We start from the raw sequence: 25,489 nt of genomic DNA, 5'->3' as shown, positions 1-25,489 counted from the left end.
AAGTCCGCTCGACTTGCATGTATTAGGCATGCCGCCAGCGTTCGTCCTGAGCCAGGATCAAACTCTCCAATAAAGTATTGAAAAGAGCGATAAGCTCATTTTGAAACTGACGAGATTAAAAATCTCATTTATTTTGCTTCAAAATCATACAGTCCGAAGACGTGTACCGATTTCTCAGCGTCGATCTTGCAAGCAAGATCGTTACTCACTCGTTGTTCAGTTTTCAAAGATCAAACTTGTTTGTGTTACTCTTTTCGTTGTCAACGCTGTGTTTCAGCGGCGACTTAAATAATATATCATACTGATGAAACCAATGCAATAGTTTTTTCGAAAAAACTTTTAATAGATTCTAAGCCCCCAGTGCCCCCACTAAAAACTTTAGCGAATTTGGAGCTCTATTCCCCAACAATTCCGTCCACATTAAGAGTTTTCTTTCTTGATATCTACTAAAGAACCTTACAAGCGTGACACTTCCATACTTCATTAGGATTACCCTACTCTCCATACAAAAACTCAAAAGGCCGGCTCTTCTCAGAGTCGACCTTTTGAAGATTTACGGTTTTCCGTTACTTTACAGTGTTATTGCTGTATCCAGGGATTTCTACGCTTTTTGTTGTCAGAACTACGTTTAGTGGTTATCCCTGTGCGTTCTCTTGATTGTTTCCCGGATACAGATACTTTAGATTTAGCTTTGGCAGCAGGTTTGGCTGTTCTGCGTTTCGCAGTTCCTGTTTTGGCTGCTTGTTTGGGCTTCGCATCCAGATTGAACTCAGTCTCACTCTCTGTAGAAGACTGGCTTAAGTTAGCCTCGTCACGTCCACCCTTTTTGCCTTCCCCCTTACCTTCTGGAGGATACAGTTCACCAAATGCACCTAATGGAGACGGCGGCACCATGTTCTGAGTAGGGTATGGATTTTGATAGGCATACTCCAATGGCTGATTAGGCATCATGGAGGTGGTCATTTCAGGTTGCATCCCATAAGGATTGTATGTGCCCCACGCTGGGTTCTGGTAGTTATGTGAGGGATGTGCGTATTGATGGTTGGGCATGTGATGGTTGCCACATCCACATGGCGGGTACGGAAGCATAGAGTAGGGAGAAATATGAGGCGGTTGGTGGTTCATATGCTCATTGGCTGCAAATGGAGGGTATGGGCTGTTCACTTGACCTGATGGAGCGATCGGATATGAGTTGTTCTGCATCTCAGCAGATACGTTCGGCATAACGTTGTTATGATTATACTCCGTGCCGGTCCAAGGCATGTTGGATGTATGACCTATGGAGTACGGACTCACTTCAGGTATACCTGGGAATGTAGCATTGTCGTTCGCCCCAGCCGTATACATGTTTTGTGGAGTAGTGTATACCTCTTGTGCAGGTACAGGAACTTGGGCATATGGATGCTCGGCAGGAGCATGCAGCATTTTACTACCGCAACCACATGGAGCTTTGGTCGCAGGAGCTACTTCTGTAGGCCATTCCGTGTTGTTAGGTATTACAGGTAAAGGCAGGACTTCAGGTGAGATATTAGGCATCGTATACGTCGGCGCTTCAGTTATCGGTTTTAATTGCACTTCGGATTTGGTATTTTCTTTCTTCTGAGCTTCCTTCTGCGGCTTCTCTTCAGGAATTTCAGGTAACTGTGGTAACACTTCCACTTCTGGCTTGATATTAGGTAGGACCGGATTTGCAGGTACAGGAGCCGGAACCGCATTGGAGACTTCCGGTACAGGTGCTGGTACAGGCACTGGGACTACTGGTACGACTGGAGCCGTTTCTTCTTTAACTCCCGTGTATTCCTTCCCTTCAGGAGACAGCTTCTCATGAGCAACATTGGGTGATGTACCATTTTCTGAAGCCGTGTTCCCTGGTGCATTCGCAGATGGAATGTACACGGTCTCCCCTACAAGAAGAGCATTAGGATTTTTCAATTGTGGGTTCGCATTGATCATATCTTTCAACGGAACTCCCCAAGCCTGTGACAACTTCCATAATGAATCGCCTTGCTGGACTTTATGACTGTGCAACACGCCTTCTGGCTTTGGTGTTACAGGCTCCGCAGGAATTTTGACCTTCATGCCGATCTCCAACTTGTCAGGATTTGAAATTTGCGGATTAGCTGCGATAATTTTGTCCAACGCTACATTATATTTTTGGGACAGCAGATATAATGTGTCGCCTTTTTTCACCATGTGTATTTTCACTTGGAACTAACCTCCTAGACGTGATACTTGGGCAGTGCATTCGCCCATACCGTTACTACATCCTATGCAGAAATTGGGCCAATGACATCAACTAAGCAAAAAAAATCCTCCTCGCCCTAAAAACCGCATACTTCAGGTATGCTGAGTTTCTGAGACAAGAAGGATTTCCTGCTTCCCTATTCAGTTCGTTCCAATTAATCTTCCCAAACTTTGTAACCATCTTTGTCGACAATTTGACGGAATGCTTCCAGCAGCCTCAAGGTTACAGGACCTGCAACACCCGTTCCAATCGTTCTGCCGTCCACCTCATAAGCAGCAATAACTTCTGCAGCTGTTCCAGTGAAAAAGACTTCGTCGGCAATGTACACATCATGTAGCGTAAATGGCACTTCTTTTAATTCAAGATCCAGCTCACCGCACAGATCGATAATGGCCTGACGTGTAATTCCCTCTAATGCACCAAGATAACAAGGTGGCGTATAAACTACACCATTTTTGATGATGAAGATGTTATCACTTGAACCCTCAGTAACGTAACCTTGGGAATTCAGCATAATCGCTTCACCAGCACCTGAGTAGTTAGACTGTATTTTAACAAGAATGTTGTTCAGATAGTTCAATGATTTAATCTTTGGATTCAATGCGTCCGGTATGTTGCGGCGCTGGGATACAGACACGGCTTTTAGCCCAGTAAGATAAGCTTCCTCCGGATAGATTGCCAGTTGCTCTACAATGATGATAACGGACGCTTTCGGGCAACGCAGCGGATCAAGACCCAAGTTACCAGGTCCACGTGAAACGATCAGACGAATATAACCGTTACGCATATCATTGCGACGGACCGTTTCAGCCATCACTTCCAGCATCTCATCATAAGACAGTGGAATGTTCAGACTGATGGATTTAGCTGAATCGTACAAACGATCCAAATGCGCTTTGCATCTGAAAATGTTACCGTTATAAATCCGAATACCTTCGAAAATACCGTCTCCATACAAAAATCCATGATCATATACCGAAACGGTTGCGTTCTCTTTGGTCACATATTGACCATCCAAATAAATCCATTGTTCTGACACCGATGACTGCACCTCCATAAAATTTCCATTCCTAGATTCCGAAACTACATTTATCTCGTTCATTGTACAACAAATGACAAGCTATTTCTTGCTCATTTTACCCAGTCTTATGACAACCTTCAACAATGTACGTCCTGATTCAGGTCGTTTTCAACGAAGGATATGTATAACACGGATAGCTGCCAAGAATACGTACCTGACAATTCAAAGCCTCAATCTCAGCCATGGCTGCGGTAAGCAATATCGAATCTGCACTTTCCTCAACATCAATGTAAAAATAATAACTCCCCAACCTTTTCTTCGTTGGACGAGATTCCAGTCGGGTCAGGTTCAGCTTCCGCCAGGCAAAAGCCGACAACACCTGATGCAATGCACCCGGTGCATCTTCAGGCAATGTAACAAGCAAACTGGTTTTTACATGATCAGGCTCTCGTGGTATCTGAACAGGTTCATGACCTATTAGCACAAAACGAGTATAGTTGTTGTCATGGTCGGTAACCCGTTCAGCCATAATGTCCAAACCGTGCTTCTGTGCAGCCAGCCTGGTGCCAATCGCGACCCAGCCTTTGCCAGGGTTTTTTTTCACAATTTCTACAGCTTCCGCTGTACTGTTTACACCCTCAAGGTCTGCTCCAGGTGAATGTAAGCGAATAAAATTCTGGCACTGCGGAATCGCTACAGGATGGGACATGATCTTCGTAATTTTTCCGAAATCATATTCACCACTCTCTGCCCTGAACTCGGAGCCATGTCCAATGACATTCTGGATGGATGGATAAACCCATTCTGCTTGCATCGGAATATCAACTTCGTTAACCAGCCAGTCCATATGCAAACTAACAGAGCCTTCAATCGTATTCTCAATGGGTATGACACTGTACTGGGACTTCCCACTATCCGTAGCCCGGAAAACATCAGAAATCAGCTTGGAATGAAGCAATTCCAAAGGCTCCCCATTAAACAGAAAATCTACTGCTTCATGGGAAACTGAACCTTCAGGTAATACTGCAATTCGTTTCATGCGTTAACTTCCCCTTTAACTCTGTCCATAAACGGACTTTCATCTTGATCAGGCAGTACGGTAACACCGTCCAGATCCGGATCCAACCACAATGCAGAAGCAGTGATGCCTTCACGGCTCATTGTGTCTATCAAATATTGCTCCAGTTCGAGCTTACGAGTATCATGACGATCTACCAACGTCAAAACGGTAGGTCCGGCTCCACTCAATGCAGCCCCCAGGGCTCCATGACTGACCGCATTTTCCAGGATCTCAGCCATACCGGGTACCAAGGATGCTCTGTAAGGTTGATGAATTCGGTCAGACATCGCCTTTTGAATCATGTCCAATCTCCCACTTGCCAAAGCTGCAACGAGTAAGGATGATCTGCTTATGTTGTGAATGACATCAGACTTGTCAAACTGCTGTGGAATTACATTTCTTGCTTTCGAAGTGGACAACTCGAAGTCCGGTACGATGACCAACGTCTGCAAGTCCTGATGCGGCTCAATGATAATATGGTCTACCCGACTGCCATCCCACGCTGCTGTAATGATACCTCCATATAGTGAAGCTCCTACATTATCCGGATGTTTCTCCAGCGACGTAGCCATGTCCAGAAGTTTGGCATCAGATAAAGGAGTGCCTATTAAAGCATTAGCAGCAGCCAACGCGCCCACGATGGCGGATGCACTGCTTCCCAGTCCCCGAGTAAGCGGAATATCGGAATACATGGAAATCTCCAACTCCGGCACGGAGATTCCGGCTTCGTTGAAGACCATCTGCGCGACTTCATATAACAAATTGGATTTATCTGTTGGCAAACCCGTCAGATGATCTCCATGTAAATGGAATGTTGTCTGCTCAGCCGGTTTCATCTCAAGCCATGCATACAGAGACAATGCCATGCCCAGGGTATCAAACCCTGGACCCAGATTGGCTGTACTTGCAGGTACCTTAACAGTTACCCTTTGCTTCAAACTCATACGGATTGTTGCTCCAATTGTGCAATTGCCGCCATAACCGCTTCTTCAGAATCTTCCACAACAAGTGGTTCAGTCGCTACCGTTTTGATTGCAATATTAGGGTCTTTTAGACCATGTCCTGTCAGAACACAAACCACAGTCTCTCCACCTTTAAAGTATCCTTCACTCTTCAGTTTGTATACACCAGCAACGGAAGCAGCGGATGCAGGTTCAGCAAAAATCCCTTCACGAGCGGCGATCGTACGATATGCTGTCAGAATTTCTTCATCAGTTACATAATTAATCTGTCCGCCAGACTCTTCAGCTGCAGCTACAGCTGTTTTCCAACTTGCAGGATTACCAATTCGAATAGCCGTTGCTACGGTTTCAGGCTCAAGGATCGGTTCACCTTTGACAATTGCCATTGCGCCTTCCGCTTCAAAACCAACCATACGTGGCAGGGAGTTCGATTTGCCTGCTTCTTTATACTCTTTGAATCCTTTCCAGTAAGCCGAGATGTTCCCTGCGTTGCCCACTGGAATGGCAAGTACATCAGGTGCTTGACCAAGCTGTTCAATGACTTCAAACGCAGCCGTTTTCTGTCCTTCAATCCGGAACGGATTCACGGAGTTCACGAGCGTAATTGGATGCTTGGCTGTAATTTCACGCACAATTTCCAATGCACGGTCAAAGTTGCCATTAATCGCAATAACTTTAGCTCCATAGATTATAGCCTGAGCTAGTTTACCCAGCGCAATGTTGTTATTCGGGATCAAAACAATACAATTCAGACCAGCACGAGCCGCATAGGCTGCTGCAGCCGCTGAAGTGTTACCTGTCGATGCACACATGATCGTGCGGCTGCCTTCTTCCATCGCTTTAGCAACAGCCATAACCATTCCGCGATCTTTAAATGAACCAGTCGGATTCAGACCTTCATATTTGAAATATAAATTCAATCCAAGCTCCTCAGACAGATTCTCCGCATGAACCAGGGGTGTGTTTCCTTCATGAAGCGTAAGCAGGGGCGTGTTTTCATTAACCGGAAGGTGTTCTCTATACGTTTGCAGTAATCCTTGATATCTCATTGTGGGTAAACTCCTTTGTCGTTAATAATCCGAATATGATTAATATGATTGCATACCTCAATATGGTTAGGCGTGTATCTTAAACTTAGCTTAGACCTGAAATTCAAACCGGAATTTGGGGGCGAGTTATCCTTCTACCCGGTACACACTCTTAATGCGACGAATGACAGCAAGTGATTCAAAGTGTTTCAATACTTTATCCATGCTTGCCTTGCTAGCGTTATGCGTAACAATGATGATCTCAGCATCTGGGTTGTGTTCGTTCGGCTGTTGCACAACTGAAGCCAGGCTGACTTCGTATTCAGCAAAGATTTGGGTAATTTGCGCCAGTACCCCTGCCTTGTCATCCACATGCAGCAAAATAAAGTTTTTCGACATAATGTGTTCGTCACTTTGCAGACGCTTCTGTTTATAAGGCACAATCGCTTTGAGACCATTCACACCCAGCTTCAGGTTTTTGATCACAGCCACGATATCCGCTACTACAGAAGTTGCCGTCGGAAGCTCGCCTGCACCCGCACCGTAGAACATCGTCTCACCTACAGCTTCGCCATGTACATACACTGCGTTGAACACGCCATTGACGGAAGCAATTGGATGATTCTGTCTTACCATCGTCGGCTGAACACTTATGGTGATCTCATCATCTCGACGATCTGCGATACCCAGCAGTTTCATTTCATAACCAAGTCTTTTGGCATACGTAATATCTTCACGGGTTACGGAAGTAATCCCCCTAACGGTCACATCTTTCAGTTCCACATTGGTTCGGAAGCCCAAAGTACCCAGAATCGCCATTTTGCGAGCTGCATCGAGTCCTTCGACATCCGAAGTTGGATCGGTTTCTGCATATCCGAGTGCTTGAGCCTCTGCCAGAACCTCTTCATATGAGGCACCTTCCTGGCTCATTTTGGTCAAAATAAAGTTCGTTGTTCCGTTCACTATCCCCATAATGCGGGTAATCCGGTCGGATGAGAAACCTTCAATCAACGTGCGGATGATCGGAATGCCACCAGCCACACTCGCTTCGTAGAATACATCACATTGCTTTTCCTGTGCCTTGGCCAAGATCTCGGAACCGTGCAAAGCCATTAAATCCTTGTTCGCGGTTACGATATGCTTGCCCCGCTCCAGTGCTTCAAGGATGTACTCTTTGGTCTGATCAATGCCGCCCATAACTTCCACGATAACATCTATATCTGGGTGACGAATGACTTCCCAAGGATCTTCAGTGAGCTTGGCACGGTCCACAGAAATGACACGATCCTTCTCCGTATTCTTCACTGCAATCTTCTCAATAACGATCGGTGATCCAACCTGACTGCTCAGATCCTCCTGATTTCCTTCCACGATGCGAACGACCCCAGTACCCACCGTGCCCAGACCCAACAGTCCCACTTTTACTGGTTTCACTAACGATCTACCCCCAATGTCTTTTTCTCCTTCACCCCTGAACGATTTAACCATACATAGATCTTATTCCTAAACGTTTTACGTTAACGTCTAATTAGCCTTGGCCAACAATGCGCGTGCGTCGAACTCCGGGCATATCCTGCATCCGGTCGAGCATTTCTCCGATTTCCCCATGAAGATGTGATGTCTCCACTGAAATGACGACATTGGCTCTTCCCTGGAGCGGGATACTCTGATTAATGGTTAGCACGTTGGCTCCATAACCAGCTACATGTCCGAGCACACGAGACAATATTCCTGACTGATGCTCCAAATCAATGGAGATCGTTACAATTCGCTCCCGTTCAAGCTGATTGATCAAATGGATGCCATCCTTGTACTTATAAAAAGCGCTCCGGCTTAATCCAACCTGTTCAACCGCCTCATGGACTGTTTTGACATCCCCGGAAGCTAGCAGTTCTTTTACCTGCATGGTCTTCACCACAGCCTCTGGCAAAATGTCTTCCCGTACTAAGTAATAGCGTTCATTCACAGAACGTCCTCTCCTCAAAGACTCATGTATTCATATAGTGGACATTATATAGGATCTATCTCAAAAGGGCAATACCTCACATGTCTATTTTTGAAAAACTATTCCTAACAGTATACAAGTTTATCCCGCGCGCAGGTAAGGAAATATAAAAAAACGCAGAGCAGCGGGTTATCTCCCACTACTCTGCGTATATGTTTTAATCCTTTATATTGGTAAGGGCTGCACTTATATCTTAATAGTAGCTGCTACCTTCCACAAATTCGAACTCAAAGTCGCCAATGCGCACAATGGTGCCTTCTTCAGCTCCGCGTTTACGCAGTTCCGCATCCACACCCATATGACGCAATGTACGCGCCAGTTTGAGAATCGCTTCATGCGAATTCAGCTGCATCCGTTTCATCATACGTTCAATCTTGGCACTTTCGACAACGAAGATTTCATTCTCCCGTACAATACGGAAGCCATCGTCCTCTTTTTTGTCCAAGCTGTATACTTTGCGTTCAGATAAGTCAGCAACTTCTTCAACCATTGGCTCGTCCGGAATTTGATCCAGCAGATCAGCCGCACGATACAGGAGCTCTTGAATCCCTTTCCGTGTCAGGGACGAAATAGGCATAACTTCAATATCCGGTTGAACTTCACGAGCCTTCTGCAAAAACTCTTCCAGATTAGCCTCGGAATCCGGCATGTCCATTTTATTCGCTGCTACAACTTGTGGTCTCTCAGCGAGGACAGGATTGTACAATTTGAGTTCCTCGTTGATTTTCTGCCAGTCTTCGAACGGATCACGTCCTTCTGAACCAGACATATCAACGACATGAACGATAATGCGTGTACGTTCTACGTGACGCAAGAACTCATGTCCAAGCCCAATACCTTCGTGGGCACCTTCAATCAGGCCCGGCAAGTCGGCCATAACAAAGCTGCGACCTTCACCCACACCAACAACACCCAGGTTAGGAGTAATGGTTGTAAAATGATATGCTCCAATCTTTGGCTTGGCTGCCGAAACAACAGACAACAGTGTGGATTTCCCGACACTTGGGAAACCAACCAAACCGACATCTGCCATGACCTTAAGCTCAAGTACGATGTAACGTTCTTGACCTTCTTCGCCATTTTCGGCCAGTTCTGGCGCTGGATTGTTAGGCGTGGCAAAACGAATGTTTCCCCGTCCGCCCCGTCCGCCACGAGCAACAACAACCTGTTGACCATGACGCGTCAAATCAGCCAGTACTTCTCCACTGTCTTCATCCAAAATGACGGTTCCAGGTGGAATACGTACAATCATGTTCTCAGCGTTCGCGCCATGCTGACTTTTATTACGTCCCTTCTCACCACGAGGGGCCTTGAAGTGACGCTGGTAACGGAAATCCATCAACGTACGCAGACCTTCATCCACACGGAAAATGATGTCAGCTCCTCTGCCTCCATCACCTCCGGCAGGTCCGCCGTTCGGTACATACTTCTCACGACGAAACGAAATAATTCCGTCCCCTCCGTCTCCGGCTTTCACATAAATCTTCGCTTTATCTACAAACATTGGTTAACCCCTTCTTCCTATATTCCGCAAGGCATTCTGAATTGTATAAACGTATCCTCAGACGGAAGCTGCTCCGTTCTGACTTTTTTTCCTTTGAGTACGGCATTGAGCTGCCGCAATGTTTCCGGATCGGGTGTTTGATCCCCATCCAGCCGGACAACCACATCTCCGTGATCCTGTCCGAAGTTCAAGGTCAGTTTGCGAACCTCTCCCCAAGACGACCGGCCGCCGCCATATTGATAGGCTCGAATCGCATCGGCAATCGCCCCCGTAAGCGACTCGCCATCCTCGGGAGAGACCAGAGCACTAAGCTGCAACTCTTCCTCTACGACCACATGCAATTCCAGAGCGACTCCACTGGTCCGGAAAGATTGAAGATAAAATACGAGTGAAGGAATACCCAATCTGGAGATTCGGCTTTCTTCGTTAACCCGCTCTACTATTCTTTCCACACATTGCACTGATTTATCAAGTTTGCCCAGTCTAAGATATCCATACAATACCTGAAGATCGTTCATCCAATCATGCCTATGATGATTTAATGATGCAATTGCTGTCTTTTCCATAGATTGTATGATGGTTCTGCGTTCCGCCTCTGCCTGTCTCTTCATCACATTCACAGAAACAAAAAGCACCGCGACGGACCACAATGCGTATACAGCAATTGAAATAATCACTGGATACAGCATAACGAAAACCAAAGGAATCAGAAGTGAACATGCCGCAATCCAGGGCACTCTTTTCCAAGATTTCATGGCTTCTCCCCGTTCTACAAAACTCGGTTGGTTTAAACCCCACCGTAACCAAGTATAACATGTCTTTTCTGCCAGTTCATTATCGAATAACCTATAAATACAAAAAGCCTCCGGCAAAAATGCCGAAGGCTCCTTAGGCGGAATGCCGATATTATGCTTCTACTGCAGCTGCTACTGGAGCAACATTCACAGGGTAGATGCTTACTTTTTTACGATCGCGTCCCCAACGTTCGAATTTCACAACGCCGTCAACTTTCGCAAACAAAGTGTCATCTTTACCGATACCCACGTTAGTACCTGGGTGAATTTTCGTTCCGCGTTGGCGAACGAGAATGCTACCACCAGTTACTGTTTGTCCGTCAGCACGTTTAACGCCAAGGCGTTGTGCGTTACTGTCACGACCATTCTTCGTGGAACCTACACCTTTTTTCGATGCGAATAACTGAAGATTTAATTTCAACATGATTGGTTGTCCTCCTTCTTTAATTATTTGACTTGCTCTATCTGAATATACTTTCCGTATGACTCTGCAATATCAGTGAGCATAAGCACCATGGATTCGAGTAGCAATTGTACCTGGGACCAAGTTCCGTCTTTCTCCAGCACCGGTAAAGAAGCGCTTAAAAAGCCATTCTTCATCTTGGCGTCCATTTCGACACCAGTCAGTGTTTCAATCGAGTTCACCGTACCCACTGTAACAGCGGATACCCCGGCACATACGATGTCTTCTCCCCGCTTGGCAAAATTAGCATGCCCTTTGATGGAGAAACGATCGATGCTCCCGTCATCATTACGAAAGATTTGAACGATAATCACTTATCGCACCTTCTTACGCTTTGATTGCTTCGATAGTTACTTTTGTATACGGTTGACGGTGACCTTGCTTCACATGGTAGTTCTTTTTAGGTTTGTATTTGTATACAACAACCTTTTGTCCTTTGCCATGTTTCTCCACTTTAGCCGTTACAGTTGCTCCGGAAACCAATGGTGTACCTGCTGTCAAACCTTGATCGTTAGATACAGCCAGGACACGGTCGAACGTTACGCTTTCGCCATCGTTCGCAGTCAATTTCTCGATGAACAGAACATCGCCCTCTTGGACTTTGTACTGTTTGCCACCTGTTTCAATAATTGCGTACATTTGCCTTGCACCTCCTCATGTCTCAGACTCGCCCGGTCTCAGGTGACAGTGTCCTTGCGGAACTGTTCTTGTACCCGGCCAGTGCGGTTACAGCATGTGCAAGACCAATAGGCTAAACACATACCTGATAATTATACCACCAACCATACTAAAAATCAATGCAACGGCGAAATATATCTTTTGCCTGTCCCATGACAGGAAGAACACGGCTCCACGTATGGGAGCGTGCTCTCTTCTCGTACCTTCTTACGGGTAAGTTCGAGCAACCCCAGCTTGGTCCAACCCATCACAAAAGCCTTGGTTCGATCCTTCTTGAGTTCATTTTCCAGCGTTGCCGCAACTTCATGCCGGTTCATCGCTTCCTCCATATCAATGAAGTCCACAATAATCATGCCGCCGATATCCCGAAGACGCATTAAACGGGCGATCTCAACCGCTGCCTGCATGTTCGTTTCCGTTACGGTCTCTTCCAGACTGTCACCGCCTGCTCCCGTGTACTTGCCTGTATTGACATCGACTACAGTGAGCGCCTCGGTATGATCAATGACAATATAGCCGCCACCAGGCAGCCATACCTTACGGGCGAAATCCCTGTTCAACTGCTCCTGCACTCTATAAGCAGCAAAAATTGATTCTTCTCCCCGGTACACCTGTACTTTAGGTTGATGGCCTGGACAGATTTCCTCCAGCAAAGCACTCAATTCACGGGCTTGTGCTTCATTATCCGTTATGACTTCATCACTGCCAGGCGTATACACATCACGAATGATCCGCTGAACCATACTGTGGTCTCGATGCAGCAGGCTTGGTGAAGGCAAACTATCCGCTTTTTCACGAATCAGACGCCACTGCTCACGTAATGTTTCCAGGTCGGCCTGAATGGCTTCCCTCTGTTCCTCTGCGGATACGGTTCGTATGATAAGCCCCTCTTCGTTCCGTCTCAGCTGTTCACCCAGCGTTTTGAGGCGGGATCGATCACCCTCACGGGCAATTTTTTTGGAGACGGCCACATAGTCCGCTAAAGGCATGTAGACAAGCCATCGGCCCGGCAGCGAATAATGAGTCGTCACCCGGGCTCCCTTGCTCCCTACTGGCTCCTTCAGGACCTGGACGATTACATCCTGACCTGGACGAAGCAGCTCCGAAATCGAAGGCTTCACTTTGGGTTGTTTCTCCAGATTGGGATGCAACACATCGTCCACATACAGAAAAGCATTCTTTTTCTGACCGATATCCACAAAAGCAGCTTGCATACCTGGTAACACGTTCACTACCCGTCCTTTGAAATACGAACCCAGCAGTCCACGCTCGCGTGTACGCTCTGCCATGAATTCTACAGCTTTGCCTTCTTCCAGAAGCGCCATTTGCATGAGGTTATGTTCATTATGTACAATCATTTGTTTCATGGCTTCACCTCTAGAAGACAATTCAATTCATCCACATCCATTCTGTATCTTTGCATACTCATTGTACATGTATTAACCCAATTCAGGACATATCCACCAAGATGCTACAACTTATCCGTGTCTTGTTTGAAATAAGAACCGATGATTCGCTGCTCAGGCAAAACAGCCATGATTCTTCCCTGTCTATTCATCACATATATCATATGGTATCTTTCTCTCTTTAATAGACGCAAAATAGTCTCCAAAGGTTTCGCCGGAAATGAGATAATCGGCTGCGCCAAACTACCTGTAGCTGCATGTCGGGTGAATGCACTTTCACGATTCATTAGAAATCGGATAAAACGGTATGGAATATTTCGGTAATCCGTCACATTGGAATAGAACAGAAAAATTCCGACCAACAGAATATTTAAAGGCAGCCCGTAATCACCGGTAAACCACCGACCGATGGCAACCAAGATAACCCCTGCACTACACAGAATGCTGATTCTGTAAGTCCACATCAATGTCGTATAGTAGGGAGCAGCAAGACTAACGAGTGCCTGTACAATTTTACCGCCATCCAGCGGCAACACCGGTAGCAGGTTAAATAGGGCAATCAGCAGATTCCCCTGTATAATATAATCCAAAAAAAGCGGGTCTCCCAGGTTCCCGTACTTCAGCAACAAAACAACTCCAACCATGAGCATATTTTGAAAGGGACCTGCCAAAGCGATAATAATCTCCCGGCGGGCTGTAATATTCCCGGCATCTTCAATAACGGCGACGCCGCCAAAAGGAAGCATCTGTATCGAAAGGACACGGCAGCCCAGAAGGGCTGCCGCTGCAGCATGTCCACATTCATGAATAAAAACGATGGCAAACAACGTAATGAGTTCAATAAAGTTCCCGGTCAGCAGGGAAGCCATCATGATAATCACAAAAAAAGGATGAAACGAGATACGTACACCCCACAACCTAATCAAGGGCAACCACTTCCGCAGGGTCCACGTACTGCTCGCCCTCTTTTACAGCGAAATACAATGTGGCAGGTTGCTCATTTCCAGTCTTCTTTAGGCTGCCGACCGCATCACCCGCTTCTACCCAATCATTCACCTGGACTTCACTTTCGTTCAAACGTCCGTATATGGCTGTGACTTGACCAGAGTGCTGAATTACAACCGTTGTCCCATTTTCCGGATCATCCAATACTTGAAGTACTCGTCCCGCATCTGAACTGACTACTTGAACAAGTCCCGTACCGCCAGCTTCGGGAACAATCTCAATGCCTTTCATGCTCAGTGCAAAAGGCTGAACGACGGTTCCCGAGATCGGTTTGCCGAGCAGGTGTCGAATACCTGAGCTGTTCACAGGATCGGTGGTATGTCCAAGAACAGGCAGGAATGATGGTGTTCCGCCAAAATGCCGTTCGTACCAGGCAGCAGCATAGGCAAAATCCATGTCCCGATGCAGCATGTCGGCGATCACGGTTTTGGCAGGTGTCGTCCACGAAGTGTTCAACTGGAACAATCCCCAGACACCGCCAAATAATAAAATGCTAACCACCGTTCGTCCCACGAATGACTTCATCAGATTAAAACGCGGATGACCGCCAGGACCATAATGTCCGTTCTCTTTTTTCCACAGCCATTCCGGATCTCTTTCCGGTTCTGCCAACGAAGATCTTGCCGTTCGTAGATTTTCTTGTATATCCACAGACGAGAAGGGATTACGTTGCGTAGATGTACGCTTGTCGAATACCGGGCCCGATTCTCGCTGCTGCATCATTTCTTCCGTAGCCCCATCCATTAACCGCCGAATGCGTTCTTCTCTTCTCTGCTTGATTCTGAGTTTCGTATTCATGGAATGTCCTCCCGCCGAGGCTTGTTTACTACATCCTATGAGGGGCTCGTTCATAATATGAACAAGCTTCGGTTGGAAGCAAAAATAACCCCACAACGTGGAGTCCTCCTGTGAAGTACATATCCTGTTCATACAAGACGCCTTTAATAAAAATGCTCCATAATATTCAAAAAGCCGGGCTTGAGGGCCACGGCTATCATACATGAATGTGATGAGAAAGAGCGAGTTAACCCATTCCAAAGAACTTCTTAAAACGTGTGAAAGCACCTTTTTTTTGCTCCAATTGCATCAGAGGAACGGTGTCTCCCAGAATTCGACGGGCAATATTACGATAGGCAATGGCCGCAAGTGAATCCGGATTCATTACGGTGGGCTCTCCCGAGTTGGCTGCCTTAATGACAAGTTCATCATCAGGAACGATCCCGATCAGATCAATATTAAGTACTTGTAAAATACCGTCAATGTCGAGCATGTCGCCTGATTTGACCATATTGTTGCGGATACGGTTCACAACCAATTTTGGTGATTGAATGTGCGAACTCTCCAGCAAACCAATGACACGGTCCGCATCACGCACAGCCGCATTTTCTGGTGTAGTGACCACAATCGCCTGGTCAGCTCCTGCAACCGCATTTTTGAACCCCTGCTCAATTCCGGCTGGACAATCAATAATGACGTATTCAAAATCTTTTTTCAATTCGAGAATAATGTCCTTCACCTGTTCTGGTGACACAGAGTTCTTATCTCTCGTTTGTGCTGCAGGCAGCATATATAATTCTTCAAAACGTTTATCTTTGACCAAAGCCTGATTCAGTCGGCAGCGGCCGTCTGCAACGTCGCACAGATCATAAATGATCCGGTTTTCGAGTCCCATCACGACATCCAGATTGCGAAGGCCGATATCGGTATCTACCAGACAAACCTTTTTACCGAGCAGCGCCAGCGCTGTCCCGATGTTTGCCGAGGTGGTTGTTTTACCAACGCCGCCTTTACCCGAAGTGATCACGATCGCCTCTCCCATGAGCTACACTCCTTTAAACACATTAAAATCTCGGCGCAACCGAACGATATTGCTCATCTTGTCGATCTGCATCTGATTGTCCTGTAAATAAGCAAATTCCATACCGGTCTCTCGGCTCTCCCACTCATCGGGAGGACGGCTGATGATGTCAGCGATCCGCAGCTGCGTTGGTGCAAACACCGAAGCAGCAATGATCGAGTCTTCGTCCCCACCAATTCCAGCGTGAGCCATGCCTCTGAGTGAACCCAAAACATATATATCTCCGGTACACGTTACTGTGCCCCCCGGATTGATATCACCAAGAAACAGTAGATTCCCTTCATGATGAAGCACCTGACCCGAACGTACCATACCACACATAGTTACAATCGGCGGCGGCCCTTTAACCTCTGGTTTAAGGGCCGGTGAGTCTATGGAACGAATGAGCAAATTCCCTTTTTGTTTCAATATATCAAGAATTGCTTCTTTCTGGTTCTCCGTCACTTCCCGGTTGCCCAGTTTGATATCCACATGAACTATCGGTCCGGTCAAAATATTTTGATGGCTGTGTTCCAGCTTATAGCGGAGCTCGTAGAGCAATTCCTCGAATTCACATTGATCGTCCAACAGGAAAACCAGGCCGTCTCGGATGCCTTTAATCGTTACGTGATTCGATTTTACCGTCATAAGCCTGTCCCTCCCATCTCATTACATTTCGTGCCCGGGTCCCCAAGTTCCTGCTTCTCACTCCATAAATGTATCAAGAAGCTTCTTGTGCTTTGCTCTTTCTCTTACCAATTCGCTCCAGTTGTTTCCGAAGAGGAACATAAACGATCAGCGCGAACACAAAATGAATGAACAAATTGGGAATCATGTATTCAAGCAGTGCCCAGTCAAATGTCACATGATTGAGTTGAAAGAGCTTGTACAGAAAGAATAACATGGTGTCATTCAGCAGACTTCCCAAAAGGACGACGGAAACCATAACGGGCAGTGGTGCGCGCGGCGCTTGAAAAATAAGTCCCATCATATATGCCGATAATCCCATCGAGAATCCGTATGGTCCAATCATTTCGCCGTAAAATACGACATCGTGCAAGAGTCCGAATAATATGCCAAGCACCAACGCCGTGTGCCGATGATGATATACAGCAATAAACAAAATCACGATATAGACCAGGTTGGCAGAAATACGCATTTGCCAAGCCGAAGGAATGAGCAGCGGAAGGATCGTTCCTTCAACAATGAACAAAATGAACAGTAACAGGAATAAGACTTGCTTGCGCGTTATCATTATTCTTTTACCTCAGGTGGGATAATCACAATCAGCTCTTTCCAGTCCAGAAAGCTTGCATATGGCTTAATAATCGCAGTCCGTGTCAAGCCATATTCCCCAACTTCAACCTTCTGCACTTCTCCGATACGCATGTACTTTGGAAAATTGTTGATAATCCCGGAGGAGATGATTTCATCACCCTTTTTGATATCTGAATCTTCCGAGATCTTGGTCATTTTGAGCATGCCGGTCTTTGGATCATAACTCTCAATCATACCAAACACTTTTTCTTTACCAACCGCTGTAGCTGCAATGGCATTGGAAGTAGGATCATTAGCATCCATGGATGTTAACAGGTTAACGGTTGACGTGTATGAACTGACATGACTGACAACCCCAACCAGCCCCTCTTGCGAAGTGACAGCCATTCCAGCCTTAATTCCCGCATTTTCACCAATGTCGATATTAATCGTTCTGCTGTTCGGGTCAGAGTTAGCACTGATGACCTGAGCAATTCGTGAACCGTAGTTATACCGATTCTTTTGTTCTTCCGTAAAATTGAGCGCTTTCTGGAGCTGTTCATTCACCTGCTCCATATCATTGTATTTCAGCCGATCCCGGGTATAGTGACCCATCGCAATACGAAGCTCTTCATTTTCTTGATATACCGTACGCATGTTCGCCAAATCTTTGAAAAAGCCCGCTACAGAAGAAGCGGGCTTGTAAAATACGTATTGTACAAATCCGACTGAATCCTTCAGGAATTTCTCCGGCCAGGATAGAGCGGTTCGCGGACCGAGCGTAAAGCCCATTAACGCGATAAATGTAACAAGGCCCACCAGCAAAACAAAAAGTCTTTTGTTACCCAGCAGTTTAAACAGTTCGACCACCCTCTAACATCCATTATTCTCTTCCGAGCCATGCCCGGCGGGGAGACTGTCAGACTTATAGTCCCATCGAGAATATCAGCTGATTCTCCCCGGGTATGCGGGTAATAGCTCTCCCGGGGTTAACCGGGTCCTCTTCGTTGATATCATGCTCCTTGGTCGTGAAGCGAACCAAGCAAAGCGTATATCAATTAACGTTTGGAACGAACTGCCGAACTGCTTCTGCTCTTGAACAAATGAATATTCTCAAGCGCTTTACCTGTTCCGATTGCAACGCAATCGAGCGGGTTCTCTGCTACGATAACAGGCATTCCTGTCTCACCAGCAAGCAGCTTGTCCAGATTGCGAAGCAATGCGCCGCCACCTGTGAGAACAATACCACGGTCCATAATATCTGCTGCCAGCTCAGGAGGACATTTCTCCAAGGTTACTTTTACAGCTTCAACAATGGCATTCACCGTATCCGCCAGAGCTTCGCTGATTTCATCCGAAGTAATCGTAATCGTCTTCGGCAAGCCTGTAACGAGGTCGCGTCCACGAATTTCCATTGTTTCCACTTGCTCAAGCGGCATAGCTGATCCGATATCCATTTTCAACTGCTCCGATGTACGTTCACCGATCATCAGATTATACTGGCGTTTAATGTATTGAATCACGGATTCATCCATCTCGTCACCCGCTACACGAACCGAACGGCTTGTTACAATACCGCCAAGAGAGATGACAGCCACTTCCGTTGTACCACCACCAATATCGACAACCATACTACCCGTTGGTTCCCATACAGGCAGATCTGCACCAATGGCAGCTGCAAAAGGCTCTTCAATCGTATAGGCTTCACGTGCTCCAGCCTGTTTGGTTGCATCTTCAACCGCGCGTTGTTCTACTGCAGTAATCCCCGATGGTACACATACCATCACATTAGGATGACGTTGGAACATGGAGCGTTGTTTCTGCGCCTCACGGATGAAATATTTGATCATCGTTGCCGTTGTATCGAAATCGGCAATAACGCCGTCTTTCATTGGACGAATGGCACGAATGTTACCTGGTGTACGTCCAATCATTTTTTTGGCAGATTCACCTACTGCCTCGATGCTTTTTGTATCTGTCCGTATAGCGACAACCGAAGGTTCGCGCACCACAATTCCTTTTCCACGTACATAAACCAGCGTATTCGCTGTCCCCAAATCAATACCCAAATCTTTCGTAAAACCACCAAACATGACGTAATCTCCTTTTCTGCCTCATATAGCCGCCCCAGTGAATCAAGAGCGTTTCATTTTCATTCCCACCATAGTGGTGGAGCTAATATTCGCATTTGTTTTGTGTTGCATTGTTTTGCATTAGTAAAGTGAACCTATCTTCTACGGACAACGCCGTCAACATTCATAGGAAAACATCAACGCCAACCATTATATTATACTAAGCCCTTCTCCTTCAAACTTACGTACGTTCCATCTCCGATAATAATGTGATCCAGCACGTCTATGCCAACAATTGCACCGGCCTCGATCAGTCTTTTGGTTATTTGGATGTCCTCTGGACTAGGCGTAGGATCACCACTGGGATGGTTGTGTGCGCACACAATAGAGGCGCTGCTGCATTTGATGGCAGCCCGGAACACTTCACGCGGATGAACAATCGAAGCGTTAAGGCTACCCATGGAGAGTGTTTCCTGGGCAATAATGTGGTTTTTGCTATTTAGGAAAAGACACACAAAGTGTTCTTTCTGCAAGTAACGCAGTTGTTCAGTAAGGATGTCGGCCGCATCACGAGGGGTACGAATTGAAGTTGACTGTGTAAGTCTGCTCTTCGCAATTCGATGACCAAGCTCAATGCTGGCTTTCAGCTGTACAGCCTTGGCCATGCCGATTCCCTTCATCGCAGTCAATTCTTCCAGGCTCAAATCCATCAACGAGCGAATTCCACCCGCTTCGGTCAGAATCCGCTGTGCCATATGCACTGCGGATTCCTGTCTTGTACCAGTTCGAAGTAAGATCGCCAGCAATTCAGCATGGCTTAAGGCGCCCGCCCCGTATTCCATCATGCGTTCTCTCGGGCGTTCTTCCTGGGGGATGTCGCGCATCATATATTGAGGCGACTCCATATGTTCCCTCTTTTCAGATCGTCAATTGCGGAATTTCATGTACGTGGCAGTACATGTACGCCGAATCCATCCAGCATATCGCTAAGCAAGGACAATGGTAGGCCTACCACATTGAAATAACATCCTTCAACACGTTCTACCAACGAAGCACCAATGCCCTGAATGGCATATGATCCTGCCTTGTCCGAAGGCTCTCCAGTCTGAACATACGCACGAATCGTAGCTTCAGACAGTTCCTTCATCGTTACATCGGTCTGCCGGTACTGAACCATGGATTGTCCATTACTTGCATCGATACAAGCTACTCCCGTGAAAACACGGTGTACACGCCCCTGTAGACGAGATAACATTCGTTCGGCGTCCGCTTCGTCTACGGGTTTACCAAGAATATCACCGTCCAGAACGACAACAGTGTCACTACCAACAATAACAGCATCCTGTTCACGGCCTTCCAGCCCGCGATAAACGGCAAGCGCCTTACGCATCGCAAGCTCCTGTACCGTCTGTTCAGGAGTCCATTCCGGGGGTGTATCTTCATCGGCGTGACTTGGTATTACTTCAAAAGCTAGATGGAGTGATGCGATCAGTTCTTTACGCCGCGGCGAGGTGGAAGCCAGAATAATGCGACGCTGTTGTGTTTTATCCAAAATAACCGGCCCCTTATGCTACGGCGACATCCTGTCGGATCACGCTAGTAGATATCATTTTTTTTAGTTTCTTCGTCAAAATTCGTCATTCTCCTATAACCTGCGATACAGCCATACAGCAGCAATAATACCGATCAGACTCAGGAGGCTCATTTGAAATTGAAGTGAAATATCATAACTGATAATATCCAGATCAGCCTGCGGCGACCAACGAATGGTCGTGGCTTTCGTTAGAAAGGCAACGGCCTTTACAGGCTGCAGTGCCTTGGCGATCCACGCACCGGCCAGCCAGCCGAGCAGTAGAAACAGCAATAACATGCCGAAGTTTTTTTTCATCGGTGATCTTCCCTCGCCATTTTTTGACACCCACATTATTATACGGGGTTTTGTACGTCAATACAAACACAAATCCGGCAAGGGGAACTATTTCCAGTTCCTTGCCGGATAGGTATTTCAAGGCCGTGTTATGGGAAAGTGGTAATTACTGTTTTATCGCTTCAAGCCATTTTTTTTGCTGTAATACATATTCCATCAGATCGGACTGTACAGACCACATATGCACATTAGCCGGATTTTTGTTGTATTCGGCAATTGCCGTTACCGCACTCGCCATCGATTTTTCCATCGCGGATACATAGGGTTGTACGTCTGCACTCAGGCCTGGTGCAATACTATTCAAACCGGTCAGCCAAAGCTGATGCTGATTTTGTAATGAGGTCATCGTTTCGGTTGAAACGGCTTCAGGAACGGACTGACCAAGTTGCTGGATCGAAAGGGTAGACAGTTGTTCAACCAAAGCCGCCCCGCTTGCGAAGAAATGCTGTACATCCTCTGCTTTTCCGCCGAATACTGCCGGGTTCACTTCAGGATTGACAATTTCCTTGACGTACAGCTCCACACCTTCGGCCTTAAGCCTTGAGCTGAGCAGCTTGGCCTCCTCACGGTCAGCCGAAATGCCTGCATATACCCGATTACCATCCTCCGGATCGGAGCCTGCCGCTATGCCTGCCTGGGACAGCTCCACCTTCGCCTGTTCTGCGCGTTCAGGAGAACTGAATACACCATATTGCAGTGCATAGTAGCTGCCGCCTGTAGTTGTTGCCTGAATCTGCTGTTCCGAACCTGCCACTCCCTGCTGACCTGTTACAGCCGATACCGCCTGATTGGCGGGGATCTTGCTCCCAGGATCCACGGCCCCTTCCCGATTAAAAAAAGAAAGAATAACCATGCCGAAGAGGGCCCCGGTTACAAGTGCACCCGTTACTGAACCAATCATTTTCCAGCCCCTCGGGGGACGATTTCGCTTATAAGAGTAGTTTTCACTATTTGCAAGCCAATCATGGCCTCCATAATTCTCGTCCGACCTGTTCTCGTCCTCATCTTCGGGATACGCAGTTAGATGATTATAACTGTATCCAGGCTCATCGAGTTTCGAATCTTTGTCCGTTCTTTGGTAAGGTTCAGGTACAGTGGAGCCTGTCAGCATCGTCTCTCCCCAGTCACCGGGAATATCCTCTGGTGTCCATGAAGGCGCTGTATTCAACTGCGTCGGTGTTGGCGTTGGACTGTGCGGAATTTCTTCACTCAAAGCTGCAAATGTGCTGGATGTGGATATCCCCTTGTTTTCAGGCTTGTCCGACTCGTTATCCCCAAAGCGAAACGTCATTCTAGCATTGCTCACCCCGTACCCTCTCCTTTGTCCCATTTATAACAGCTATATGCGGAGAGAATCTGAAACATTCCATTTCATGCAAAAAACCGCCCGCTTCGCAATGAAGTCAGACGGTTTTACAATTGTAATTAATTCAACCCTTTGGCAAGTGTATCGCCAACTTTCCAGATATCACCTGCACCCATCGTGAGCACAAGATCGCCTGGCTGAAGACGGTTCTGCAAATCTGCAACAACTTCTTCCTTTGTCGGCAGATAACGCGCAGAAGCATTGCTGTTTTGAACAATGAGTTCAACCAGTCTAGCCGAGTGAACACCTTCAATCTGTTTTTCACCCGCAGGGGAATAGATATCGGTAATGAGAACCTCATCCGCTTCTGCAAAGGCACGACTGAACGCATCAAGCAGGAAGAACGTACGTGTGTAACGCTGAGGCTGGAATACCGCAATAATACGTTTCCCCGTTGCTTTGGCCGCACTGATTGTAGCCTCAATTTCAGTCGGGTGATGAGCATAGTCATCAATAATCAACATATCACGTGCTTCACCCAGCACCTGGAATCTTCGTTTCGCTCCATGGAACTGGATAATAGCGGCTGTAATTTTCTCAAATGGAATACCTGCTTCGAGACAGGTAATAACCGTAGCCATGGCATTATAAACGTTATGTTTACCTGGGACTGACAACTCCACCGTACCCAGCACATTGTCCTGATGGCTCATCGTGAAGGAAATTCGGCGGTCGCCAAGCACGATATCTGTTGCCGTATAATCAGCAGCATAATCAATGCCATATGTGGTTACCCGTGATTTCAGCTCAGGCAAAATGGCTTGAACATTCTCGTCGTCAGCACACACAATGGCCGTGCCTTCTGGACGAATCTGACTCAGGAACTGCACATAAGCCTTTTTGAGTTCCTCAAAATCACTGTTGTAGTTCTCAAGATGATCTGCTTCAATATTCGTTACAATACCGAGCCAAGGGTGATACTGCAAAAATGAACCGTCGCTCTCGTCTGCCTCGGCAACGACCCAGTCGCCTTGGCCTGCCTTGGCGTTGGTCCCCACGTTCATGATTTCCCCGCCAATGATGTATGTCGGGTCTGTATCACATTTATCCATAACAAGTGCAATCATGGATGACGTGGTTGTTTTGCCATGAGCACCGGCTACAGCCACACCTTTGCGCTCGTTCAGCAAACGTGCGAGCATCTGGGCGCGATGCAGAATCGGGATGTTCAGCTTTTCAGCTGCCACCCGTTCCACATTATCAGCTGGAGCTGCCGTAGAGTAGACAACCAGGTCTGCCCCATTTACGTGCTCTGCCGTATGTCCGATATATATTTTCGCTCCCTTGGCTGCCAGCTTCTCGGTCAACTCCTGTGAAGCGACATCCGATCCGGTAACGGTGTATCCCATCTCAAGCATAACTCTCGCGATGGCACTCATGCCATATCCGCCAATCCCTATAAAATGAACGTGTTCCGATGTATTTAACAAAACTTTCACCAACCTTTTTCAGAATCGGTTTGATGCAAAAGGGCTGCCCGCACATCTGCAATCAGGTACAATGTGCCGGACACCACCCCCAGATCTTCCGCTTCCGTCCGTGACTTCAATAGATCAAGTGCCTTTGCCCATTCGGGCTCGACGATGATTTCCAGCTCCGGTTTCGCAATGGCGGGACGTACCCGTTCGACGAGCTGCAGCAATTTGGCTGCATCCATTTTGCGTCGGAAATCTGGCTCGGTCAGGATCAGCGTATCCACTAGTGGCAGTATATGCTGCAAATACGCTTCGTGATGCTTATTCGCCAGCATGCCCATCATCAAAATTAACTTGTTGTGAGGATATACGTCGATAATGCTCTTGGCCAGCGATTCGGCCCCCTCCGGATTATGTGCACCATCCAGAATAATGCGGGGCTGATCAACCACTTTCTCGAACCGTCCTGCCCAGAAGGCATGTTCCAGTCCAAGCGCAATATCTTCATCATCCAGCATAAATGCCATGTATTGGCGAAGCAACTCCAGTACCATAAGTGCGCCCGCTGCATTGTCGCATTGATGTACACCCTGCATGCGAATACGAGCGTCCAGATCACGGAACGGTCCTGTAAAATGAAAAGATTGTCCGTTCTCATCACTGTCCAGTCTATGATAGGAGAAACGATCTCCCGCCAGATACACGGTTGAACGCAGCCGCTCTGCCGTCTCCTGGATCACCTTCACAGCCTCTGGCTGCGTGGCACAGGTAACAACGGGTACCCCCGCCTTAATAATACCTGCCTTCTCTCCAGCAATCGCCTCAATCGTATCTCCCAGTACATCCGTATGGTCCATACCGATATTAGTAATGACCGATACCACGGGTGTAACAATATTCGTTACGTCCATCCTTCCCCCGAGCCCTGTCTCCCATACCACAATGTCCGGGTAGCACTCTTCCGCATAATACAGAAGGGCGATTGCTGTAGACACCTCAAACATCGTAGGTGATCCAAGGGGAGTTGAAGCCATCTCTTGAATCAATGGATAAAGCCGGTTTGAAAGTTTGAGCAACGTTTCTTCCGGGATATCCTCACCGTTGTACTGAAAACGGTTTGTGAATTTGGTGATATAAGGGGATGTAAACGTTCCAACATCATATCCCGCCTGAAGAAGCACTGACGTCAAAAAAGCGCAAGTCGAACCTTTGCCGTTCGTTCCCGCGACATGAATAAATTTGAGACGCTGGTGAGGATTGCCCAGCAATGACATCAATCCCTCGATTCGTTCCAATCCAGGTCGGATGCCAAAAGGAATAAGGCCATTGATCCAGTTCACAGCCTCGTCATAGGTAAGTAAAGGAGATGCTATTTCTGTCCCGTTAAGTTCCGTCATATGATTCACCTTTAGTTTGAGTTTGGTTGAAAAAAGCGGCCGGATGG

General features: G+C 47.0%; 26 protein-coding genes, 1 rRNA gene and 1 other annotated feature. All 27 genes read right to left on the bottom strand.

Features of this window, described 5'->3' with window-relative positions; genetic code table 11:
• A 16S ribosomal RNA gene (locus HP548_RS06610) occupies positions 1-73 on the bottom strand; the annotation flags it as partial.
• 506 nt (positions 74-579) lie between these two features.
• Positions 580-2,205: a LysM peptidoglycan-binding domain-containing protein gene (locus tag HP548_RS06605; protein WP_175381201.1), complete on the bottom strand. Its 1,626-nt coding sequence runs from the start codon at positions 2,203-2,205 to the stop codon at positions 580-582.
• Positions 2,206-2,399: 194 nt separating this feature from the next.
• Positions 2,400-3,284, bottom strand: a complete 885-nt coding sequence (ilvE, locus tag HP548_RS06600; RefSeq protein WP_076290954.1) for a branched-chain-amino-acid transaminase — start codon at positions 3,282-3,284, stop codon at positions 2,400-2,402.
• A gap of 139 nt (positions 3,285-3,423) precedes the next feature.
• Positions 3,424-4,305 (bottom strand): prephenate dehydratase, encoded by an 882-nt coding sequence (gene pheA / locus HP548_RS06595; protein WP_175381200.1) that lies wholly within the window; start codon positions 4,303-4,305, stop codon positions 3,424-3,426.
• Complete coding sequence (thrB, locus tag HP548_RS06590) at positions 4,302-5,270, bottom strand: homoserine kinase (protein WP_099858131.1); 969 nt, start codon at positions 5,268-5,270, stop codon at positions 4,302-4,304. Before thrB ends, pheA begins: the two co-directional genes overlap by 4 nt.
• Entirely contained in the window at positions 5,267-6,337 is a 1,071-nt protein-coding gene (gene thrC / locus HP548_RS06585) for a threonine synthase (RefSeq protein ID WP_099858130.1), read from the bottom strand. The genes thrB and thrC overlap by 4 nt, the downstream gene beginning before the upstream one ends.
• 126 nt (positions 6,338-6,463) lie before the next feature.
• Positions 6,464-7,750, bottom strand: a complete 1,287-nt coding sequence (locus HP548_RS06580) for a homoserine dehydrogenase (RefSeq protein ID WP_175381199.1) — start codon at positions 7,748-7,750, stop codon at positions 6,464-6,466.
• Positions 7,751-7,844: 94 nt separating this feature from the next.
• Positions 7,845-8,282, bottom strand: a complete 438-nt coding sequence (locus tag HP548_RS06575) for an ACT domain-containing protein (protein ID WP_024633956.1) — start codon at positions 8,280-8,282, stop codon at positions 7,845-7,847.
• 232 nt (positions 8,283-8,514) lie between these two features.
• Positions 8,515-9,825: a GTPase ObgE gene (obgE, locus tag HP548_RS06570; RefSeq protein ID WP_076290769.1), complete on the bottom strand. Its 1,311-nt coding sequence runs from the start codon at positions 9,823-9,825 to the stop codon at positions 8,515-8,517.
• 17 nt (positions 9,826-9,842) lie between these two features.
• The gene (locus HP548_RS06565; RefSeq protein ID WP_063568125.1) at positions 9,843-10,580 is read right to left on the bottom strand and encodes a Spo0B domain-containing protein; all 738 of its coding nucleotides are present in this window, start codon (positions 10,578-10,580) and stop codon (positions 9,843-9,845) included.
• 151 nt (positions 10,581-10,731) lie between these two features.
• Positions 10,732-11,043 carry a 50S ribosomal protein L27 gene (gene rpmA / locus HP548_RS06560; protein WP_024633959.1) on the bottom strand — a complete coding sequence of 104 codons (312 nt, stop codon included), beginning with the start codon at positions 11,041-11,043 and terminating at the stop codon, positions 10,732-10,734.
• Between the two features lie 23 nt (positions 11,044-11,066).
• Positions 11,067-11,396, bottom strand: a complete 330-nt coding sequence (locus tag HP548_RS06555) for a ribosomal-processing cysteine protease Prp (RefSeq protein WP_063568124.1) — start codon at positions 11,394-11,396, stop codon at positions 11,067-11,069.
• A 13-nt stretch (positions 11,397-11,409) separates the two neighbouring features.
• Positions 11,410-11,721 (bottom strand): 50S ribosomal protein L21, encoded by a 312-nt coding sequence (gene rplU / locus HP548_RS06550; protein ID WP_062328098.1) that lies wholly within the window; start codon positions 11,719-11,721, stop codon positions 11,410-11,412.
• A gap of 14 nt (positions 11,722-11,735) precedes the next feature.
• Positions 11,736-11,820: a sequence feature (ribosomal protein L21 leader region), on the bottom strand.
• A gap of 56 nt (positions 11,821-11,876) precedes the next feature.
• Entirely contained in the window at positions 11,877-13,127 is a 1,251-nt protein-coding gene (locus HP548_RS06545; RefSeq protein ID WP_076290771.1) for an Rne/Rng family ribonuclease, read from the bottom strand.
• 104 nt (positions 13,128-13,231) lie between these two features.
• Positions 13,232-14,092 carry a site-2 protease family protein gene (locus HP548_RS06540; RefSeq protein ID WP_076290772.1) on the bottom strand — a complete coding sequence of 287 codons (861 nt, stop codon included), beginning with the start codon at positions 14,090-14,092 and terminating at the stop codon, positions 13,232-13,234.
• Positions 14,085-14,969: a M23 family metallopeptidase gene (locus tag HP548_RS06535; protein ID WP_175381198.1), complete on the bottom strand. Its 885-nt coding sequence runs from the start codon at positions 14,967-14,969 to the stop codon at positions 14,085-14,087. Before HP548_RS06535 ends, HP548_RS06540 begins: the two co-directional genes overlap by 8 nt.
• 226 nt (positions 14,970-15,195) lie before the next feature.
• Positions 15,196-15,990: a septum site-determining protein MinD gene (gene minD / locus HP548_RS06530; RefSeq protein WP_053783092.1), complete on the bottom strand. Its 795-nt coding sequence runs from the start codon at positions 15,988-15,990 to the stop codon at positions 15,196-15,198.
• Positions 15,991-15,993: 3 nt separating this feature from the next.
• Positions 15,994-16,656 carry a septum site-determining protein MinC gene (minC, locus tag HP548_RS06525; RefSeq protein ID WP_076290774.1) on the bottom strand — a complete coding sequence of 221 codons (663 nt, stop codon included), beginning with the start codon at positions 16,654-16,656 and terminating at the stop codon, positions 15,994-15,996.
• A 73-nt stretch (positions 16,657-16,729) separates the two neighbouring features.
• Positions 16,730-17,263: a rod shape-determining protein MreD gene (locus tag HP548_RS06520; RefSeq protein WP_175381197.1), complete on the bottom strand. Its 534-nt coding sequence runs from the start codon at positions 17,261-17,263 to the stop codon at positions 16,730-16,732.
• Complete coding sequence (mreC, locus tag HP548_RS06515; RefSeq protein WP_076290776.1) at positions 17,263-18,135, bottom strand: rod shape-determining protein MreC; 873 nt, start codon at positions 18,133-18,135, stop codon at positions 17,263-17,265. The genes HP548_RS06520 and mreC overlap by 1 nt, the downstream gene beginning before the upstream one ends.
• A gap of 188 nt (positions 18,136-18,323) precedes the next feature.
• Entirely contained in the window at positions 18,324-19,358 is a 1,035-nt protein-coding gene (locus HP548_RS06510; protein WP_076290777.1) for a rod shape-determining protein, read from the bottom strand.
• Between the two features lie 194 nt (positions 19,359-19,552).
• Positions 19,553-20,242, bottom strand: coding sequence for a RadC family protein (radC, locus tag HP548_RS06505; RefSeq protein ID WP_024633970.1), 690 nt, complete (start codon positions 20,240-20,242; stop codon positions 19,553-19,555).
• Between the two features lie 35 nt (positions 20,243-20,277).
• Positions 20,278-20,889 (bottom strand): Maf family protein, encoded by a 612-nt coding sequence (locus HP548_RS06500; RefSeq protein WP_076290778.1) that lies wholly within the window; start codon positions 20,887-20,889, stop codon positions 20,278-20,280.
• 93 nt (positions 20,890-20,982) lie between these two features.
• Positions 20,983-21,225 carry a DUF4321 domain-containing protein gene (locus HP548_RS06495; RefSeq protein WP_024633972.1) on the bottom strand — a complete coding sequence of 81 codons (243 nt, stop codon included), beginning with the start codon at positions 21,223-21,225 and terminating at the stop codon, positions 20,983-20,985.
• Positions 21,226-21,370: 145 nt separating this feature from the next.
• Positions 21,371-22,570, bottom strand: a complete 1,200-nt coding sequence (locus tag HP548_RS33900) for an SPOR domain-containing protein (protein WP_175381196.1) — start codon at positions 22,568-22,570, stop codon at positions 21,371-21,373.
• 119 nt (positions 22,571-22,689) lie between these two features.
• A complete protein-coding gene (murC, locus tag HP548_RS06485; RefSeq protein ID WP_246317970.1) occupies positions 22,690-24,009 on the bottom strand; it encodes a UDP-N-acetylmuramate--L-alanine ligase in 1,320 nt (439 codons plus the stop codon).
• 56 nt (positions 24,010-24,065) lie between these two features.
• Positions 24,066-25,442, bottom strand: a complete 1,377-nt coding sequence (locus HP548_RS06480; RefSeq protein WP_175381217.1) for a bifunctional folylpolyglutamate synthase/dihydrofolate synthase — start codon at positions 25,440-25,442, stop codon at positions 24,066-24,068.
• Positions 25,443-25,489 lie beyond the last annotated feature (47 nt).

It is taken from the genome of Paenibacillus taichungensis (assembly GCF_013359905.1).
GTDB lineage: Bacteria > Bacillota > Bacilli > Paenibacillales > Paenibacillaceae > Paenibacillus > Paenibacillus taichungensis.
Note: the sequence above shows the minus strand (reverse complement) of the source record. Positions and strands in the feature narration are given on the sequence as shown.